Genomic DNA, 15,703 nt, shown 5'->3' with positions numbered 1-15,703 from the left:
ATTTACAACCTTAAATCCATCGATCTGCGTAACATCTTGCTATGCAGACAAAACAACATATGTGCTTCTGCGAGGAATGCGGCAGGATCACTACTCATGTGACCCACTACGAAAAGGCCGACGCCGGTGGCCCGCTGATTGCGAACGTGCGGTGCGCTGAGCACGCAGAGGAAGCCGCCTGAGCCACCCTCCCCCGCCCAAGGCCGCATCAACACTGAACATCGTCTAACTGCCAGACATCACCTTTCGGATGGGCGTTCGCGCATCCCCCCGTACCGGCGCTAATGTGTAGCCTGTTTGAACTGGGGGGATGTTATGAAGGCGTTATTGAGCGTATTGGCAAGGCCCGGGCGGGACTTTTTCCGGCGGAAGCGGTGTTTGACCACGGCCAAGGATGGAGTGGACACGCCGCCGGCCCCGGTTTCCCACGCATTGCTTGCCCGCGCCCTGGACACCGTCTCTGAGAGCTCCCTCATCACCGATGCGGAGCAGCGCATCATCTATGCCAACAATGCTTTCACAGCCGTCAGCGGATACAGCGGGCAGGACGTCATGGGCCGGAACTGCCGCTTCCTCCAAGGCCCCGGTTCGGACGCCCTGACCGTCGCGGCCCTGAGAATGACACTCGCCCGCGGGGAAACCTTCCGGGGCGAAATCCTTAACTACCGCATGGACGGAACTCCCTTCTGGAATGCCCTGACGGTTTCCCCGCTGCGGGACGGCGACGGCACAATCACTCACTTCGTCAGTGTCCAGAGGGACGTCACTGCCCAGAAGTCCCTGCGCGACAGGCTCCGGTTCCTGGCCCTTCACGATCCCGTGACAGGCCTTCCGAACCGCACAGCTCTGGATCGGCATCTCTCCGAACTGGCGCGGCGCCACGCAGGAGGGGCCGGACACGCCGCCGTCGGGGTCATCGACCTTGACGACTTCAAGCCCGTAAACGACACCTACGGGCACGAGGCCGGCGATGCCCTTCTCATGGAATTCGCCAGGCGACTGAGACTTAAAATGCGGGAAACGGACTTCTTGGCACGGCTCGGTGGGGACGAGTTCGTCATTGTGATTGAGGACCTGGACCCGGATGCCGCCCAGGAACAGCTCGGCGGCATCCTGGCCCGCCTTCACGAGGCCGTCGACACGGCCATGATCCTCTCTCCCACCGTCAGCGTCCAGATAAGAATGAGCCTTGGCTTGGCCCTGTGCTCCGTAGATTCCGGCGACGCAGTGCTTCGTCGGGCGGATGCCGTGCTCTATGACCTCAAATCCTGCAAGGCCAACCGGGATCTGTGGTGGCAGCTGGACAGCATGGCTAAGGCTTCACCGCCCGGCAGCGGCGGGGCCGAGACCGTGCAGGCCGGGCCGAATGCACCCGTCCCAGGTACCGGTCTGTCCGCCCAGGCCCTACGGGACAGGCTCTTCACCGGCGGTCTGCAGATGTATTTCCAACCGGTGATGGACCTACGTAACGAAAAAATTCATCTTTTTGAGGCCCTCGCCCGGCTCTGCCTGGAGGACGGGACCATCCTCCCGCCCGGATCATTCCTGCCCCGGCTGAACCAAGGCGACATCGCCCAGCTCTTCCGCGACGGGCTCCACCAAACCCTGAAGCAGCTCGCTGACTGGGACCGCCAAGGCAACCGCCTGAGGGCGAGCGTAAACCTTCACCCCTCCACCCTGCTCAATCCGGAGTGCCCTCACTGGGTCGCCTCAGCCTTGGAGCGCCACAACATCGCCCCACACCGGCTGATTCTCGAACTCCTCGAAGCCCCCGTTGAAGACCGCGAATCCCAGCGCAGGATCTTCGACGAACTCCTCGCCCTCGGGGTGGGAATGGCCCAGGATGACCTTGGCTCGGGGCACAGCAGCATACGCAGACTGACCGCACTGGCCTTCGACACCGTTAAAATCGACCACAAGATAACAGCCCAGCTCAGCACGTCGCCCATCACCACCCTGACATTCCTCGCCTCGATGATCACGATGGGTCAGGACATGGGGTGGCAGGTTATCGTAGAGGGGCTCGAGGACTCCGGGGCTACCGAGGCGGCAACCATCCTCGGTGTCCCTTACGGCCAGGGCTACCACCTGGGACGCCCTATGCCCGCAAAACACGTCCTTGCCTGGATCTCCGCTGTCCCAGCGACCCGCCGCCAAGACACCATCGGAACTTTTCTGGGCGCTCTCACTTTCCACTGGCAGTTCGTCCGGCTTGGCTCGCCCCACCCGGGCCCGCTGGAAGCCTGCCCGCTAACCGGCTTCCTGGCCGTAACCGGTTCGGCCCAGGAGGCGAAGACTTGGCACCATCAACAGCATTCATCGGCTGGGCGGCACCTCCCGCCTTCCAGGCAGCTGCTGCAGTGGCTCACGGAGCGCGTTACCGGGAACTGTGGCGTGGGGGCCGGTGCCTCTACGGGCGGCCGTGGCTCCGCCAGCATTTATCCAGGGAACCCGGAATTCTTTGTTCTACCGTCGGATCTCTGAAGCAGCCCCGGCCAGCTCCCGCTCCGGAATGGGACGGACGACGGCGGGATCCAGCCTTCTGGAGGCCCAGCGGCGGATGGGTGCTTCCACAAATCGGAATGACCCGTAAGCCGCCAGCACTGTCAGGGCTGCCGTCAACGGTACGCGGACGGCGGGTGAGGGCACCAGGGGAATCAGCAGGATGAAGACCGGCAGGTGCCAGAGGTACATTCCATAGGACAGGTCCCGGCCCGGGCCGGAAAGCCAGCGGTGGCTCAGGACTTTTGAGATGAGGCCGTCCGGCTGAAGGACAAGCCAGCCAATGACCAGCCCGGCCAGTATCGCCAGGGTGGTGGGGCCGGCGGTCCAGAAGACATCAAACCAGGCCCCGGGTGTGGTGGGCTCCTTGAGCGCGAACACGGCGGCCACCAGGGCGAGTGCCGCGAGCGGACCACCCCGGCGTACACCGGCCTGCAGCGAGACATGGAGGCGGGAGCCCGGGCGGATGGAGGACAACACCAGGGCCACGGCGCACCCCAGAAGCAGCTCGTCAGCCCTGGTATCGGGCCCGTTGTAAATGCGGGCCAGCGATGCCCCGCCGGAGACCAGGACGAACCGCGAGACCAGGAACCCGGCCGCCAGGACGGCCGTGGCCCATGCAACCGTGCGGACCCGCCAGAAGCGCAGCATCAGCAGCAGGAGCACCGGCCAGATCAGGTAGAACTGCTCCTCGACAGCGAGCGTCCAAGTGGGGCTCAGCGCGCCGCCGCCGGTCGAGGAACCAAAGGCTCCGAAGTTGGACAGGTTCATCACGTAGCCGGCGGCCGGAATGGCATCGGCTGCCTGACCGCCCCACCCGGACGACGGAAAGATCAGGCCGCCCGTAACAACAACAGCACAAAGAACCAGCAGCGCCGGCCAGAGCCGGGCGAGCCGCTTGGCGTAGAAGACGCGCAAGCGCAGCCGGCCCGTGGCCCGGTACTCCTTCATGATCAGCAAAGTGATCACAAAGCCACTGAGCGTAAAGAAGACGTCCACACCAATGGATCCACCGGGGGCGAACCCGGTGACGGTGTGGAAGAGAAACACCCCGGCCACCGCAACGGTGCGCAGCCCATCAAGTGCATGCTGCCGCCCGGACAGCAGCCCGGATCCGGGCGGCAACGGGCGTTCCTTTACTACCGAGGTTTCCCGGTTTAACAAAAAATTCACTAAGCAAGCATATATAACGTTTTGATAACCCCGCTGGGTGGAGGCTGGGCGCCAGCTGGATGCGGTGGATCTTCAGACCGGCGCCCAGCAGCAACTAAATATCAGCCAGCACGGATCCCGGGTTCTCAATTGCGTCAGCCACGAACCGCAGGAATCCGGCTGCCGTGCCGCCGTCGCACACGCGGTGATCGAAGGTGAGCGTCAGTTCTGTGACCTTGCGGACCGCGAGTTCGCCGTCCACCACCCATGGCTTGTCGATGATGCGTCCCACCCCGAGGATGGCCACCTCGGGGTGGTTGATGATGGCCGCGGAACCGTCCACGCCGAAGACACCGTAGTTGTTCAGGGTGAAGGTGCCGCTGCCCAGTTGCTCCGGCGTCGCTTTGCCCTCGCGGACGACGGCGGTGAGCCGCCGGATCTCCGCGTCCAGTTCACGGGCACTGAGTTTGTCCGCGTTGCGTATCGAGGGGACCATCAGTCCGCGGTCCGTCTGGGCCGCGAAGCCCAGGTTGATGCCGGCGAAGCCAACGATCTCCTGGGCACCGTTGTCGGCCGTTTCGATGCGGGTGTTCAGATCCGGAAATCGTTTTAACCCAGCAGTGACAAAACGAGCGATGAACGCCAGGAGTCCCGGCGTAGTGTGCGGATCGGACTTCTTGAGGCCTGCGCGGAGTTCCACCAGCGCGGTGGCATCCACGCCCACCCAGACGGTGGCCTCGGGGATCTCCGAGCGGCTGCGCGACATGGTGGCGGCAACGGCTTTCCGGACACCCTTGACGGGCGTCCGGGAGGAAATCCCAAGACCTGTGCGGGAATCGGTGGAGCCTGTCGAAACCTCCGGTGATCGAGCCTGTCGAGATTCCGGGCGTTCGGTGGTTGAGCCTGTCGAAACCTCCGGTGATCGAGCCTGTCGAGATCCAGGATGGATGACCGCTTCTACGTCCCTACGCATGATCAGTCCGCTATCACCCGAGCCGTGAACGTTGCCCAGGTCCACGCCGTGTTCCCGGGCCATCCGCCGGACGAGCGGTGAAATGACGGCTCCCAGTTTCCCGGGGACCCTGGTGCGGAGCAGCAGCAGGTCATCGGCCGCCTTCTGGGCGTCAGGCTCAACCGCGGTCCGGGGAGCCCTGGTCCGCCGGGCAGTGCCACTGCCGCCGGGCGTTCCGTAGCCGATCAGCACGTTTCCGGACCCCGATTCCTGGGTTTCGACAGGCTCAACCACCGGACTTTCGTTGGTTGAGCCTGTCGAAACCACCACCGGAGTGTCGTTGGTTGAGCCTGTCGAAACCTCAGCACCAACCGGAAGAACCGAGATCAGCGGCTTACCCACGTCCAGTGTCTGGCCGGGCTCGCCGTGGAGCACCGTCACAGTGCCGGCGTACGGAGATGGGACTTCCACCATGGACTTTGCTGTCTCCACTTCGGCGATGGGCTGGTCCACGCGGATCTCATCGCCCACGGATACCAGCCAGTTGACCAGTTCGGCTTCCGTCAGGCCTTCGCCGAGGTCCGGAAGCATAAATACTTGCAGTTCTGAGGTCATGGTCAGTTCTCCCACTGGAGGTCGTCAACGGCGTCGAGGATGCGGTCCACGCCGGGCAGGTAGTAGTGCTCGAGCTTCGGCGCGGGGTACGGGACGTCGAATCCGGTCACGCGGCGGATGGGGGCGGCGAGGTGGTGGAAGCAGCGTTCCTGGACGCGCGCCACGATCTCGGAGGACACGGACGCGAACCCGTGCGCTTCGGCGATCACCACGGCCCGGCCGGTCTTCCGGACGGACGCGCACACCGTCTCATCGTCAAAGGGCACGATGGAGCGGACGTCGATGACTTCCAGCGAGCGCCCCTCCTCCGCAGCGGCCGCGGCAGCTGCCAGTGCGGTGGGCACGGACGGGCCGTAGGCGATGAGCGTTGCGTCTGTGCCGGAACGGGCGACGGCGGCCCGCCCTTCCGAGGATGTGCCAGCCTCGACGTTGAGGGAGTGCTGCGCACGGAGGTCGTCAAGGTCCACCATGTCCTTGGACCAGTAGAGCTTCTTGGGCTCCATAAACATCACGGGGTCATCCGAATCGATGGCCTCCCGCAGCATCCGGTACGAATCGGCCACGGTGGCCGGGGTGAAGACTTTCAGGCCGGCGGTGTGGGCGTAGTAGGACTCGGAGGAGTCACAGTGGTGCTCCACTCCCCCGATGCCGCCGGCGTAGGGAACGCGGATCACCATGGGCAGTTTCACGGTGCCCTTGGTGCGGTTGTGCATCTTGGCCACGTGGCTGACGATCTGCTGGAACGCCGGATACGCGAACGCGTCAAACTGCATCTCCACCACCGGCCGCATCCCGTTCATGGCCATCCCCACGGCCATGCCCACAATGCCGGACTCGGCCAGCGGCGTATCGAAGCAGCGCTGCTCCCCGAAGGTCTTGGTGAGGCCGTCCGTGATGCGGAAGACCCCGCCCAGGAGGCCCACGTCCTCGCCGAAGACCAGGACGGACGGATCGGCGTGCATGGCATCGGCCAACGCCGTGTTGAGGGCCTTGGCCATGGTGACGGCCTGCGGCCCGGACGCTTCAGCCACAGAAGCGGCGGAAGCCGCAGCCCGGGCAGTTGCCGCGCTGACGTTGCCGTTCGCCTCTGACGAGGTGGTGATGGTCGGACTCATTTCGGCGACTCCTCAGACGACGCTTCGCGGGCAAGTTCGTCGGCCAGCATGGCGGACTGTTCCTTCAGCTGTGGTGTGGGCACCGAGAACACGTGCCGGAAGAGTTCCTGCGGGTCCACCGGAACGTCCTCGCCAAGGCCGTCCCGGAGTTGGGTGGCAACTGCTTCCGCCTTTTCCGCGATCCGCGCGGCGCCGTCGTCGTCCAGCAGTCCACGCCCGGTGAGGTAGGTCTTCATCCGGCTGATGGGATCCTTGGCCAGCCACTCGGCCACCTCGCTGTCCTGCCGGTAGCGGGTGGCGTCGTCGGCGTTGGTGTGTGCCTGCATCCGGTACGTGTGCGCCTCCACCAGGAGCGGCCCGGAACCTTCGCGGGCGAGCTTCACTGCCCGGTCCAGGACGGCGAGGAGGGCCACAACGTCGTTGCCGTCCACCCGTTCGCCGGCCATGCCGTAGCCCACTGCCTTGTGGGCGAGCGACGGCGCCACGGACTGGTGCGCCAGCGGAACCGAGATGGCGTACTTGTTGTTCTGGACGAAGAAGACCACGGGCAGGTGGAAAACGGCGGCGAAGTTCAGGGCCTCGTGGAAGTCGCCTTCGCTGGTGGCGCCGTCCCCGCACATCGCCAGGACCACGGTGTCCTCGCCGCGGAGCTTGGCCGCGTGCGCAACACCCACGCCGTGCAGCAGCTGGGTGGTGAGCGGCGTGCACTGGATGCCCACCTTGTGCCTGGCCGGATCGTAGCCGCTGTGCCAGTCGCCCCGGAAGATGGTCATGGTCTCCACGGGATCAACGCCACGGGCCATCACCGCCACGGCGTCCCGGTAGGTGGGGAACAGCCAATCGCCGTCGGAAAGGCAGAGTGCCGCTGCCACCTGGCAGGCTTCCTGGCCGTGGCTGGACGGGTACACCGCCATGCGTCCCTGGCGGACAAGCGCCGAGTTCTGGTCGTTGACCCGGCGTCCGACGACGAGCTGCTCGTAGGCGGCCATCAGTTCCTCATCGCCGGGCAACGGATACTCGTGGCCGGGTTCGGTGCCCTGCTCACTTTCTGCCTTGAGCCGTCCGTCCAGATCCACCATCTGGATCTGGTGGCGGGCGGGCAGCATGTAGTCCTCCACCGTGATGCCGAACTTCCGCACCGCTTCGGATACGGCATCTTCAGCCGGCAAACGCTGGGCCTGGTCCGGCGCAGGGTGCTCCGCGGAGATCGTCATTGGTCCATCCTTCTGTAGCCACTAGTCGGTTCCAGTATGGCCCTCGAGGAAGTTTCGTATCCAGTAGTTCGCCGAATCATGGAAGGTTCAGCCGAATGGACCTAGTCTGGAAGACGAATTGAAATGTGATCGGGACAACGGGCAGGAGCAGTGGACGAATTGGCACGACTTGAGGGAGACTCCGGGGAGGTGCCCCTGGACGACGTCGACCGCAGGATCATCGCCGAGCTCACCCGGGACGGGAGGATGTCCGTGACCCAGGTGGCCGAGAACGTCCACATTTCCCGCGCCCATGCCTATACCCGCATCGCCAGGCTCACCGGCGAGGGTGTGCTGACCAAATTCACGGCGTTGGTGGACCCCATCAAGGCCGGGTTGAAGTCCTCCGCCTACGTGACGCTCAAGGTGAGCCAGCACTCCTGGCGCGAACTCCGCGAACACCTCAGCTCCATCCCAGAGGTCCATCACATTGCCCTGGTAGGAGGCGATTTTGACGTGATCCTGCTGGTGCGCGCCATCGACAACACCGACCTGCGGCGGGTAATTTTCGACCAGCTGCAGGCCATGCCGGGCGTCTTGGACACACAGACGTTCCTGGTGTTCGAGGATGTTGATACGCGGTAGTAGATGGTGTCGCAAGAGCATCGCCGCGTCCGCAGAAGGCGGCTCACTGAATCAGCGTGGCCCAGGACTCCAGGAACTTCTCAGCAAGATGTGCGTGGCCGGCCGTGTTCGGGTGCGCACCGTCAAAGTCGAATCCCGGGCTGTTGGCACCCGTGAACCAGCCGGCCTCGTAGGCGTCGATGAACGGTGCACCAGCGGCTGCGGCCCCGGCGCGGACGGCGCTGTTCGCACCCTGCAGTTCCTCCGCTAACGGCTGGGGGGCCGAGGGCCCAAGAACCACTACCTGGACGCCGGGCCACAACCTGCGGGCCACCTCGATGGTCTGCGCCGTGGCGGTTTGGATTTCATCAGGGCTGGCGACCAGTGCGTCGTTCTGGCCGCCTTGCAGTAGGAGGACGTTGGGGACGAAGCGCGGATCCGCAGCGGCTTCCCGCAACCGGACTTCGTACTCACGGGCCTGGTTGTCCTGCGGACCACCGCCCCACGCGAAGCCGGTTCCGCCCACACCGTCGATGTTGGAGGGGTATCCGAGCGAGCCGGCAACAAGGTACGCCCACCCCTGGCCTGGCTGGTCCGCGCCGACACCGGCAGTGTACGAATCGCCAAGAATCAGGAGGACGGGCCGGGCGGGAAGCTGGATTTTCACCTGTTGGGCCGTTGCAGTGGCTGTGGGTGTCGGGGTTGCCGTAACAGTCGGCGTGGCCGCCGGAGAGCTTGCCGTCACAGGGCTGACGGCTTCGTCCGGGCCGCGCGGATTGGTCAGGGCGATCCCTGCCACCCCGAAGGCAGCCACGGCCAGCAGAAAGAGTGCACCGTACTTGATCCATTCCTGCCTAGTCACGTTAAGTCCAGCACCGTTTCTCGTCACCGGCACATCTTACCGGCGTCGTCGCGGAGAAACTCAGACCGCCGTCCCGGCGCGAAGGAGCCTAAGCCCGCCCGGCGAACTCCAGTTCCAGGACTGGCTCCGGAACGGGACGGACGACGGCGGGATCCAGCCTTCTGGAGGCCCAGCGGCGGATGGGTGCTTCCACAAATCGGAATGACAGGTAAGCCATCAGCAAGGTCAGGATTGCCGTCAGCGGTACGCGGACGGCGAGTGAGGGCACCAGGGGAATCAGCAGGATGAAGACCGGCAGGTGCCAGAGGTACATGCCATAGGACAGGTCCCGTCCGGGCGGGAAAGCCAGCGGTGGCTCAGGACTTTTGAGATGAGGCCATCCGGTTGAAGGACAAGCCATCCTATGGCCAGCCCGGCCAGTAGTGCCAGGGTGGTGGGGCCGACGGTCCAGAAGACATCAAACCAGGCTCCGGGTGTGGTCGGCTCCTTGAGCGTGAACACGGCGGCCAACAGTGCCAGTCCCGCGAATGGACCGCCCCGTCGCACTCCGGCCTGCAGCGAGCCATGGAACCGGGAGCCCGGGCGGATGGAGGACAACACCAGGGCCACGGCGCACCCCAGAAGCAGCTCGTCAGCCCGCGTGTCCGGCCCGTTGTACAGCCGGGCCAGCGATGCCCCGCCGGAGACTAGGAAGAACCGCGAGACCAGGAACCCGGCCGCCAGGACGGCCGTGACCCAGGCGACCGTGCGGACCCGCCAGAACCGCAGCATCAGCAGGAGGAGTACCGGCCAGATCAGGTAGAACTGCTCCTCGACCGCGAGGGTCCAGGTGGGGCTCAGCGCGCCGCCGCCGGTCGAGGAACCGAAGGCTCCGAAATTGGACAGGTTCATCACGTAGCCGGCGGCCGGAATGGCATCGGCTGCCTGACCGCCCCACCCCGACGACGGAAAGATCAGGCCGCCCGTAACTACAACAGCACAAAGAGCCAGCAGCGCCGGCCAGAGCCGGGCGAGCCGCTTGGCGTAGAAGACGCGCAAGCGCAGCCGGCCCGTGGCCCGGTACTCCTTCATGATCAGCAAAGTGATCACAAAGCCACTGAGCGTAAAGAAGACGTCCACACCAATGGATCCGCCGGGGGCGAACCCGGTGACGGTGTGGAAGAGAAAAACGCCCGCCCCCGCAACGGTGCGCAGCCCATCAAGTGCATGCTGCCGCCCGGACACCAGCCCGGATGCGGGCGCCGCCAGGCGTTCCATACTGTTCGGGATTCCACTACTTGACCAAAAATTCACTCATCAAGCATATATAACGTTTCCATAACCCCGCTGAGTGCAGGCTGGACGCCAGCTGGGTACACGGCGATCCACAAGCCCGGATACCGACGGACGACAGCGGCGGCCCCTCGGCGCCTCGAGCTTTCCTTTGAAAGTTCAAGCGAGGTCTGGCCGCTGGCCCTGCGGATCACTCCTTCGGCACAGAGGCGCAGTCTGGGTGGCAGCCACAATGGCCTCGACCTCGCGCTGGAATGGGTGCCCGGCAGTCGCCATGAAGTTGTGCATTGTCAGGAAACGGGCCCCGGGCGAGGCCATGGGGACAACCACATTTGCGATAAGCAGGCTGTTCTGTGGCCAATGCGCTCCGGCTACGCTGAAAGTCGTGCATTCTCGGTTTATTACTTCGGCTGAGTCCCGATCAATTCCGAGTGGATCACAGCGGACCCCGTGTGCGTGGCAACGAAGCCGTGCCTAACGGGCCACGGACCTAACACCAACCCCTATATGCTTTGAGAATGGCGCAAAGAAATGACATGGGGGCGGCACCATCTTGGGGGCAACGCCTGATAGGTATCGATGGGCTTCGCGGCCTCGCAGCAGTGATGGTTATCATCACTCACACAAACCAGCGGCTCTCACCGGACGCTGGGCCAAGTTGGCTGGGGTCCGCGGTGAATTTCGGCGGTCAGGGTCTCACCCTCTTCTTTGCCCTTTCCGGGTTCCTTCTTTACCGCCCGTTTGTAGGCGCAATAGTGAGTGGAAGTGGGTTCCCATCGCTGAGGAACTATTTCACGAACAGGGCGCTCCGGATATTCCCTGCTTATGTGGCTATTTTCCTTTTCGTGGCGCTCATAGCGGGAGTCGCCTACTTGAGGCCCGCAGCATTGGGAGAGATCTCCGTGGTTGCCGACCAGCCGGTAGGTTATCTAACGGATCCGTTCCTCTTGATCAGTAATGGACTGATGCTTCAAACGCTCACCCCAGGGGCAATAAAAACCGGAATACCCGCGGCTTGGTCATTGACGGTTGAACTCGCCTTCTATGCTGTAATGCCGCTACTGGCGCTTATCGCAATCAAGGTCAATAGTCGACGAAGAAGCGCTGCGGTTTGGTGGGCATCAATGCCTATCGTGGCAATGCTAGTCATTGGGGCGATTGGCAAATATTCGTATGGCCTGATCGCGAATCCCGCCAATAGGGCGGAAGCCTACTGGCTCGAATGGGGCGGCAACTGGACTGCCGTTCTTGGAAGAAGCTTCCTCTACCACGCCGACCTGTTTGCTTGGGGGATGGTTGCAGCCCTGATCCTTAGCCTCTACCAAAGGGGCACCCTATCAGCGCGTACTCTGCATCTATGGCGGTGTGGAGCACTGGCCCTGGGAGTCATGGCAGCAATAGCCGGCTGGCTCTTCGAATACTCCAACTCTGGTTTCGCCGTACTATCGGGAGCGGTTATCCTTTTCGTCGCCACTCCGACCAGACTGCACGGCGCCGGGAGGTTGGCCACCACACTTCAAATGCGCCCATTCGAACGGGCGGGCCAAATCTCGTATAGCGCCTACCTCTGGCACATCCCAGTAATTCTGCTCATTCAGCGGTACAGCCTCGCGCTGCCGGACACGGTCGCGGGCTGGATCGGGAACACAATGCTGGTACTGGCCCTAACCGCCGCACTGTCCACGTTGACCTACAAATTCATCGAGCAACCACCGTTGGCGCTGAAGAAGCGAACCGGCCCCACACAATTCGATCCTCGCAAAGTTGATGCACAGGGTCACAAGACGACATGAAGTCTTACGGGTGTAATGGGGTTATCACCTTCAAGAATGAAACCGCCGGATATCCCGAGATCGCATCCACGGACGCCGCAGAAGAGTTTCGGAAGCAGCAGATCAACGGGATGGGTCCCCACCAGGGGCGGGACAACCCTTCGGATTAGCGGTGCGTTTAGTGGCTTGTATCTTCAAGTTCCCGGGGAATGGTCTGCTGAGATGATTGCTCATGCTGCCGTCCAGGCTGCACTTCTCAAGAGAATACGCGATTTTGTAGTTGTCCGGGTTGCGGTAGCCGCGGGCGGTCATCAAGGGCCGGTTAACTGATTTCCGCTTGATGTGCTTTATCGCGGTGTTATTGGCTTCTACCTTGGCCGTTGTAGCTCCGGTAACGATAAGGACTTCGATCTCGGCCCACCAGCGGCACACGGTCCGGTAGAGCCTGCTTGTCTCGGGCATCGCGGCGCGTTCCACGAGGTCGGCCAAGGCAGTCTTCGCCGCAGCTGCGGCCGCGAGGGAGCCGGTCTGCAGCAGGGTGCGGAGTTGTTCCTTGACCTGCCAGGCGTTCTGAGAGATTCTCGTTGGCCTCGAGCAGCAACATACGGTCCGCCCACGCCGGGTCCGTGGCCCTGCCCCGCCAGCCCCGGCCCTGCTGGGACAGACCCTTGACGGACCGCGGTGAGCATGTCGTTGGCCAGCATCGTCACGTGGAAAAGATTCACCGAGACCGTCGTGCGCGGCAGCCACATCCGCAGCGCCTTCCGGAAGGCCGCGGACGGGTCGATCGCGACGACCTGCACCCCCAGCCGCCACTCCAGCGGCCGCGCGAAGAGCCAGTCCCCGACACCCTTGTGGTCACGTCCATCAACGATGCCCAGGACCTGCCCGGTGTCCAGATCAACAATCGCTGTCATCCACGGCTCGTACCGGGTCCAGGCCTTCGTGCCGGGGTCCTGGAAGAAGCGCACAGACCGGTACCGGTGCTCATCAATGCCCAGCATCCTGGGTGCCAGCAAGTCCACGTCCGGCAGGCGCAGGGCGGCGTCACCGATGACCTTCTGGACCAGCCACCACGAGATCCCGAACGCCAGGGCCGTCTCGGACACGGCCCGTCCCGAGGTGATGACCGCGTCCAGTACCGTCTGCCGCAGCCGCCGTGTCGACCGTGCCCGGCGAGGGACCTGCGGCGTCGCCTCACAGAACGATTTCCGCTCGCATAGGTACTCGTCACAGAACCAGCGCCGCTTGTCCCAGAGAAGCTCCACCCGGCCGGCGACCGGGATGTCCCGCAGCCGCTGGCACCGGCGCTCCTTCACCCGGGACGCGATCACCCCGCAGCTCGGGCAGCCCGGCGGGAATGTGGTCTCCACCGTGATGTGGCGTGCCCCGTCCGGGAGCAGCACGGCGCCGGTGACGCGGTAACCGGGCAGGTTGAAGATCAAGCTGGCAGCATCTTCGGCCGCCAAAGTAGGCTCTAACAAGGCTCGTGGTTCCTGTTCAGGTTGAATGCGTAGATAACACTCATCCCAGCAGGACCACGAGTCCTCTGCTAGCTACAACACGAACCTATTTCCCCGGGAACCTTGAAGAGATTCCCTAACGCTTGTCAACCCTTTTTTGGCTCTGGACGGCAGACAGGCTGAGTGCACCCTCGCCTGTGTTTTGCCGGTGAAGGCTGGGTGCTGCCCCGTCCGGGACAGACCGTCGCCGGGTGCCGCCGGTGGCTGGTGGTGGTGGGGCAGAACGGCATGGGTCTGGTCACCGAACGGTGCGGAGGGCCAGTGGTACTTACCGTGTTAGGCGTGCCCGTTTCGCTTCGAGGGTGTGGGACCGCGACTGGGTGCGCTGTTGGGGCGTGACGGTGTAGTGGGAGGCGATGAGCTCTTTCGCTGCCCGTTTGGTGACTGGCTGCCCTTGGAGGTCGCGCAGCTCGTACATCTGCCCGGTGGTGAGGGTTTTCCAGGTTCTTTCGGCCAGTTTCCTGGCGACCGCGATGGTGGCCTGGGTGTGGCAGTGGCCGTGTTCGGTCATGAGCCGGTGATAGAACGCGGCCAGTAGCGGGTGCGCGGCTCCGCCGCGCCAGTGGGTGCCGAAAATTCGTACGGTTCCGCAGTCTCGCGGTACTTGTCCGGTGGGACTGTCGGGACGATGATGGTGCCGTCTGTGATGGTTGACGCCGGTCCAACTGTGATGCCGTGGAGCTTGTAATTTAGCTTGGCGCGGAGGGCTTCCATGGGCGCCGTGGATTGTTGCCTCGAGCACGCGTATCAGTTTCCTTGATTCATCCCACCCTCCCCGTCGCAGACCCAACCGCTCCCCGGGCCCGGGGAGCGAAAAGCGACGATGGCGGAAAGGGTTTGCCATGGAGGTCAATGATGTCGTTTACCAGCGCGTCGCGGGTATCGATGTTTCCAAGCGCGACGCGAAAGTATGTATCAGGGTCCCATCGACACGTCCGGGCCAGTACTCCTCGAAGGTCACCACCTGGGGTGCGACCGTGCCCCAGATCATGGAGTTGAAAAGGTTCCTGGAAGAGGCCCGCCTTGAGCTGGTGGTGATGGAGTCGACAAGCGACTATTGGAAGCCCTTTTTCTACCTGTTGGAGGACTCGGTACCGGTGCAGCTGGTCAATGCCCGCCAGGCCCGGAACCTGCCTGGGCGCAAGACGGACGTCTCCGACGCGGCCTGGCTAGCGAAAACCGCCTCGTGGGGGTTGCTGCCGCCCTCCTTTGTGCCGCCTCCGCCGATCCGCGAGTTGCGGGNCCTGACGAGGATGCGGACCACAGTCACCCAGGAACGGGCCAGCGGCCCTGCAGCGCTTGGAGAAGTACCTGGAGCACACCGGCATCAAGCTCTCCTCGGTGGCCTCCGACCTGGACGGGGTGAGCTCGACCTTGATCCTGCACGCACTCATCAACGGCGAACGCGACCCCGTGGTCCTCGCGGGCCTGGCCAAGGGACGGCTGAGAAACAAGACCGCGCAGCTCGAAACGGCCCTGACCGGCATCCGCTTCACCGCCCACGACGCTTTCATGGTCAGCCTGCACCTTCAGAACCTGCGCATGCACCGCGAATTTCTGGAAGCCCTGGACGCGCAGATCACCGAAGCGTTTGAACCCTTNCGCTCCGAGATAGAGGTCCTGTGCACCATCCCGGGAGTGAAGGACAAGATCGCCCAGGTCATCATTGCCGAAACCGGCGGGGACATGGCCGCGTTCCCCACGGCACCCCAGCTCGCTTCCTGGGTTGGGGTCGCACCGGGCAACAATGAATCCGCCGGTCGCCACAAGCCCGCAAAAACCAAGAAGGGCAACGCCTACCTCAAGGGAGCACTTGGCCAGGCCGCCCTCAACATCGCGAAGCAAAAGCACGGCTTCTTGTCCATCCGGTACAAGCGGCTCGCCAACCGGCGTGGCAAGTCCCGCGCCATTGTCGCGATCGGACACAGCATCATCACCGCGGCCTACAACATGCTCGCCAACGGTGTCTGCTACGAGGAACCACCCCTGCGGCACTACGGCCAGGCCAACGCAGACAGAACCCGCCAACGCGCGCTCAAGGACCTCACCCAACTCGGATTCGAGGTGACGATCACACGCACCCCAGCCGCATGACTCCCCACATTTTCGTATCAGTTGGCA

The 15,703-nt window shown here is 63.7% G+C and carries 14 protein-coding genes and 2 pseudogenes; 5 read left to right on the top strand and 11 right to left on the bottom strand.

The window, feature by feature from the left end; translation table 11 throughout:
* The first annotated feature begins 41 nt into the window (after positions 1 to 41).
* The gene (locus DAD99_RS12770) at positions 42 to 182 is read left to right on the top strand and encodes a hypothetical protein (protein ID WP_193341849.1); all 141 of its coding nucleotides are present in this window, start codon (positions 42 to 44) and stop codon (positions 180 to 182) included.
* A gap of 217 nt (positions 183 to 399) precedes the next feature.
* Positions 400 to 2,484 carry a bifunctional diguanylate cyclase/phosphodiesterase gene (locus DAD99_RS12765; RefSeq protein ID WP_193341848.1) on the top strand — a complete coding sequence of 695 codons (2,085 nt, stop codon included), beginning with the start codon at positions 400 to 402 and terminating at the stop codon, positions 2,482 to 2,484.
* Here the strand turns inward: DAD99_RS12765 and DAD99_RS12760 are convergent.
* From DAD99_RS12760 to DAD99_RS12745, 4 genes are all read right to left on the bottom strand, one after another.
* The gene (locus tag DAD99_RS12760) at positions 2,467 to 3,675 is read right to left on the bottom strand and encodes an acyltransferase (RefSeq protein WP_309233264.1); all 1,209 of its coding nucleotides are present in this window, start codon (positions 3,673 to 3,675) and stop codon (positions 2,467 to 2,469) included. The two genes, DAD99_RS12765 and DAD99_RS12760, sit on opposite strands and share 18 nt — an antisense overlap.
* A 94-nt stretch (positions 3,676 to 3,769) precedes the next feature.
* Positions 3,770 to 5,221, bottom strand: a complete 1,452-nt coding sequence (locus DAD99_RS12755; protein WP_193341847.1) for a dihydrolipoamide acetyltransferase family protein — start codon at positions 5,219 to 5,221, stop codon at positions 3,770 to 3,772.
* 2 nt (positions 5,222 to 5,223) lie between these two features.
* Entirely contained in the window at positions 5,224 to 6,336 is a 1,113-nt protein-coding gene (locus DAD99_RS12750; RefSeq protein WP_193341846.1) for an alpha-ketoacid dehydrogenase subunit beta, read from the bottom strand.
* Positions 6,333 to 7,550, bottom strand: a complete 1,218-nt coding sequence (locus DAD99_RS12745) for a thiamine pyrophosphate-dependent dehydrogenase E1 component subunit alpha (protein WP_193341845.1) — start codon at positions 7,548 to 7,550, stop codon at positions 6,333 to 6,335. Before DAD99_RS12745 ends, DAD99_RS12750 begins: the two co-directional genes overlap by 4 nt.
* A gap of 159 nt (positions 7,551 to 7,709) precedes the next feature.
* Between DAD99_RS12745 and DAD99_RS12740 the strand changes: the two genes are divergently transcribed.
* Positions 7,710 to 8,174: an Lrp/AsnC family transcriptional regulator gene (locus tag DAD99_RS12740; RefSeq protein WP_193341878.1), complete on the top strand. Its 465-nt coding sequence runs from the start codon at positions 7,710 to 7,712 to the stop codon at positions 8,172 to 8,174.
* A gap of 43 nt (positions 8,175 to 8,217) precedes the next feature.
* Here the strand turns inward: DAD99_RS12740 and DAD99_RS12735 are convergent, their stop codons facing one another.
* The 3 genes from DAD99_RS12735 to DAD99_RS12730 form a co-directional block, all read right to left on the bottom strand.
* Positions 8,218 to 9,015, bottom strand: a complete 798-nt coding sequence (locus tag DAD99_RS12735; protein ID WP_193341844.1) for an SGNH/GDSL hydrolase family protein — start codon at positions 9,013 to 9,015, stop codon at positions 8,218 to 8,220.
* 88 nt (positions 9,016 to 9,103) lie between these two features.
* Positions 9,104 to 9,328 carry a hypothetical protein gene (locus DAD99_RS21765; protein ID WP_227007990.1) on the bottom strand — a complete coding sequence of 75 codons (225 nt, stop codon included), beginning with the start codon at positions 9,326 to 9,328 and terminating at the stop codon, positions 9,104 to 9,106.
* Positions 9,292 to 10,272 carry an acyltransferase gene (locus tag DAD99_RS12730; protein ID WP_227007989.1) on the bottom strand — a complete coding sequence of 327 codons (981 nt, stop codon included), beginning with the start codon at positions 10,270 to 10,272 and terminating at the stop codon, positions 9,292 to 9,294. Before DAD99_RS12730 ends, DAD99_RS21765 begins: the two co-directional genes overlap by 37 nt.
* A gap of 551 nt (positions 10,273 to 10,823) precedes the next feature.
* On the opposite strand from DAD99_RS12730, the gene DAD99_RS12725 reads away from it, so the two are divergent.
* Entirely contained in the window at positions 10,824 to 12,080 is a 1,257-nt protein-coding gene (locus DAD99_RS12725; RefSeq protein WP_193341843.1) for an acyltransferase, read from the top strand.
* 102 nt (positions 12,081 to 12,182) lie between these two features.
* On the opposite strand, the gene DAD99_RS21760 is transcribed toward DAD99_RS12725, so the two are convergent.
* The 4 genes and pseudogenes from DAD99_RS21760 to DAD99_RS12710 form a co-directional block, all read right to left on the bottom strand.
* Positions 12,183 to 12,809, bottom strand: a complete 627-nt coding sequence (locus DAD99_RS21760; protein ID WP_309233268.1) for a transposase — start codon at positions 12,807 to 12,809, stop codon at positions 12,183 to 12,185.
* Positions 12,737 to 13,432, bottom strand: a pseudogene (locus DAD99_RS21755) (transposase); the annotation flags it as partial. The gene DAD99_RS21760 and the pseudogene DAD99_RS21755, both read right to left, overlap by 73 nt.
* Positions 13,433 to 13,850: 418 nt before the next feature.
* Positions 13,851 to 14,093 (bottom strand): hypothetical protein, encoded by a 243-nt coding sequence (locus tag DAD99_RS12715; RefSeq protein ID WP_193341842.1) that lies wholly within the window; start codon positions 14,091 to 14,093, stop codon positions 13,851 to 13,853.
* Complete coding sequence (locus DAD99_RS12710) at positions 14,090 to 14,296, bottom strand: hypothetical protein (RefSeq protein WP_193341841.1); 207 nt, start codon at positions 14,294 to 14,296, stop codon at positions 14,090 to 14,092. Before DAD99_RS12710 ends, DAD99_RS12715 begins: the two co-directional genes overlap by 4 nt.
* Positions 14,297 to 14,424: 128 nt before the next feature.
* Between DAD99_RS12710 and DAD99_RS12705 the strand changes: the two are divergent.
* A pseudogene (locus DAD99_RS12705) lies at positions 14,425 to 15,676 on the top strand (IS110 family transposase).
* Positions 15,677 to 15,703: the final 27 nt, after the last annotated feature.

Source organism: Pseudarthrobacter sp. AB1, assembly GCF_014926485.1.
Lineage (GTDB): Bacteria > Actinomycetota > Actinomycetes > Actinomycetales > Micrococcaceae > Arthrobacter.
The sequence above is the reverse complement of the archived record's forward strand: the minus strand, read 5'-3'. Positions and strand labels throughout refer to the sequence as shown.

Coding starts and splice junctions, on each gene's coding strand:
- DAD99_RS12755 (WP_193341847.1), bottom strand. CDS start 5,221: ATGACCTCAGAACTGCAAGTATTTATGCTTCCGGACCTCGGCGAAGGC.
- DAD99_RS12750 (WP_193341846.1), bottom strand. CDS start 6,336: ATGAGTCCGACCATCACCACCTCGTCAGAGGCGAACGGCAACGTCAGC.
- DAD99_RS12770 (WP_193341849.1), top strand. CDS start 42: ATGCAGACAAAACAACATATGTGCTTCTGCGAGGAATGCGGCAGGATC.
- DAD99_RS12715 (WP_193341842.1), bottom strand. CDS start 14,093: ATGACCGAACACGGCCACTGCCACACCCAGGCCACCATCGCGGTCGCC.
- DAD99_RS12730 (WP_227007989.1), bottom strand. CDS start 10,272: ATGGAACGCCTGGCGGCGCCCGCATCCGGGCTGGTGTCCGGGCGGCAG.
- DAD99_RS12710 (WP_193341841.1), bottom strand. CDS start 14,296: ATGGAAGCCCTCCGCGCCAAGCTAAATTACAAGCTCCACGGCATCACA.
- DAD99_RS12725 (WP_193341843.1), top strand. CDS start 10,824: ATGGGGGCGGCACCATCTTGGGGGCAACGCCTGATAGGTATCGATGGG.
- DAD99_RS12745 (WP_193341845.1), bottom strand. CDS start 7,550: ATGACGATCTCCGCGGAGCACCCTGCGCCGGACCAGGCCCAGCGTTTG.
- DAD99_RS21765 (WP_227007990.1), bottom strand. CDS start 9,328: ATGTACCTCTGGCACCTGCCGGTCTTCATCCTGCTGATTCCCCTGGTG.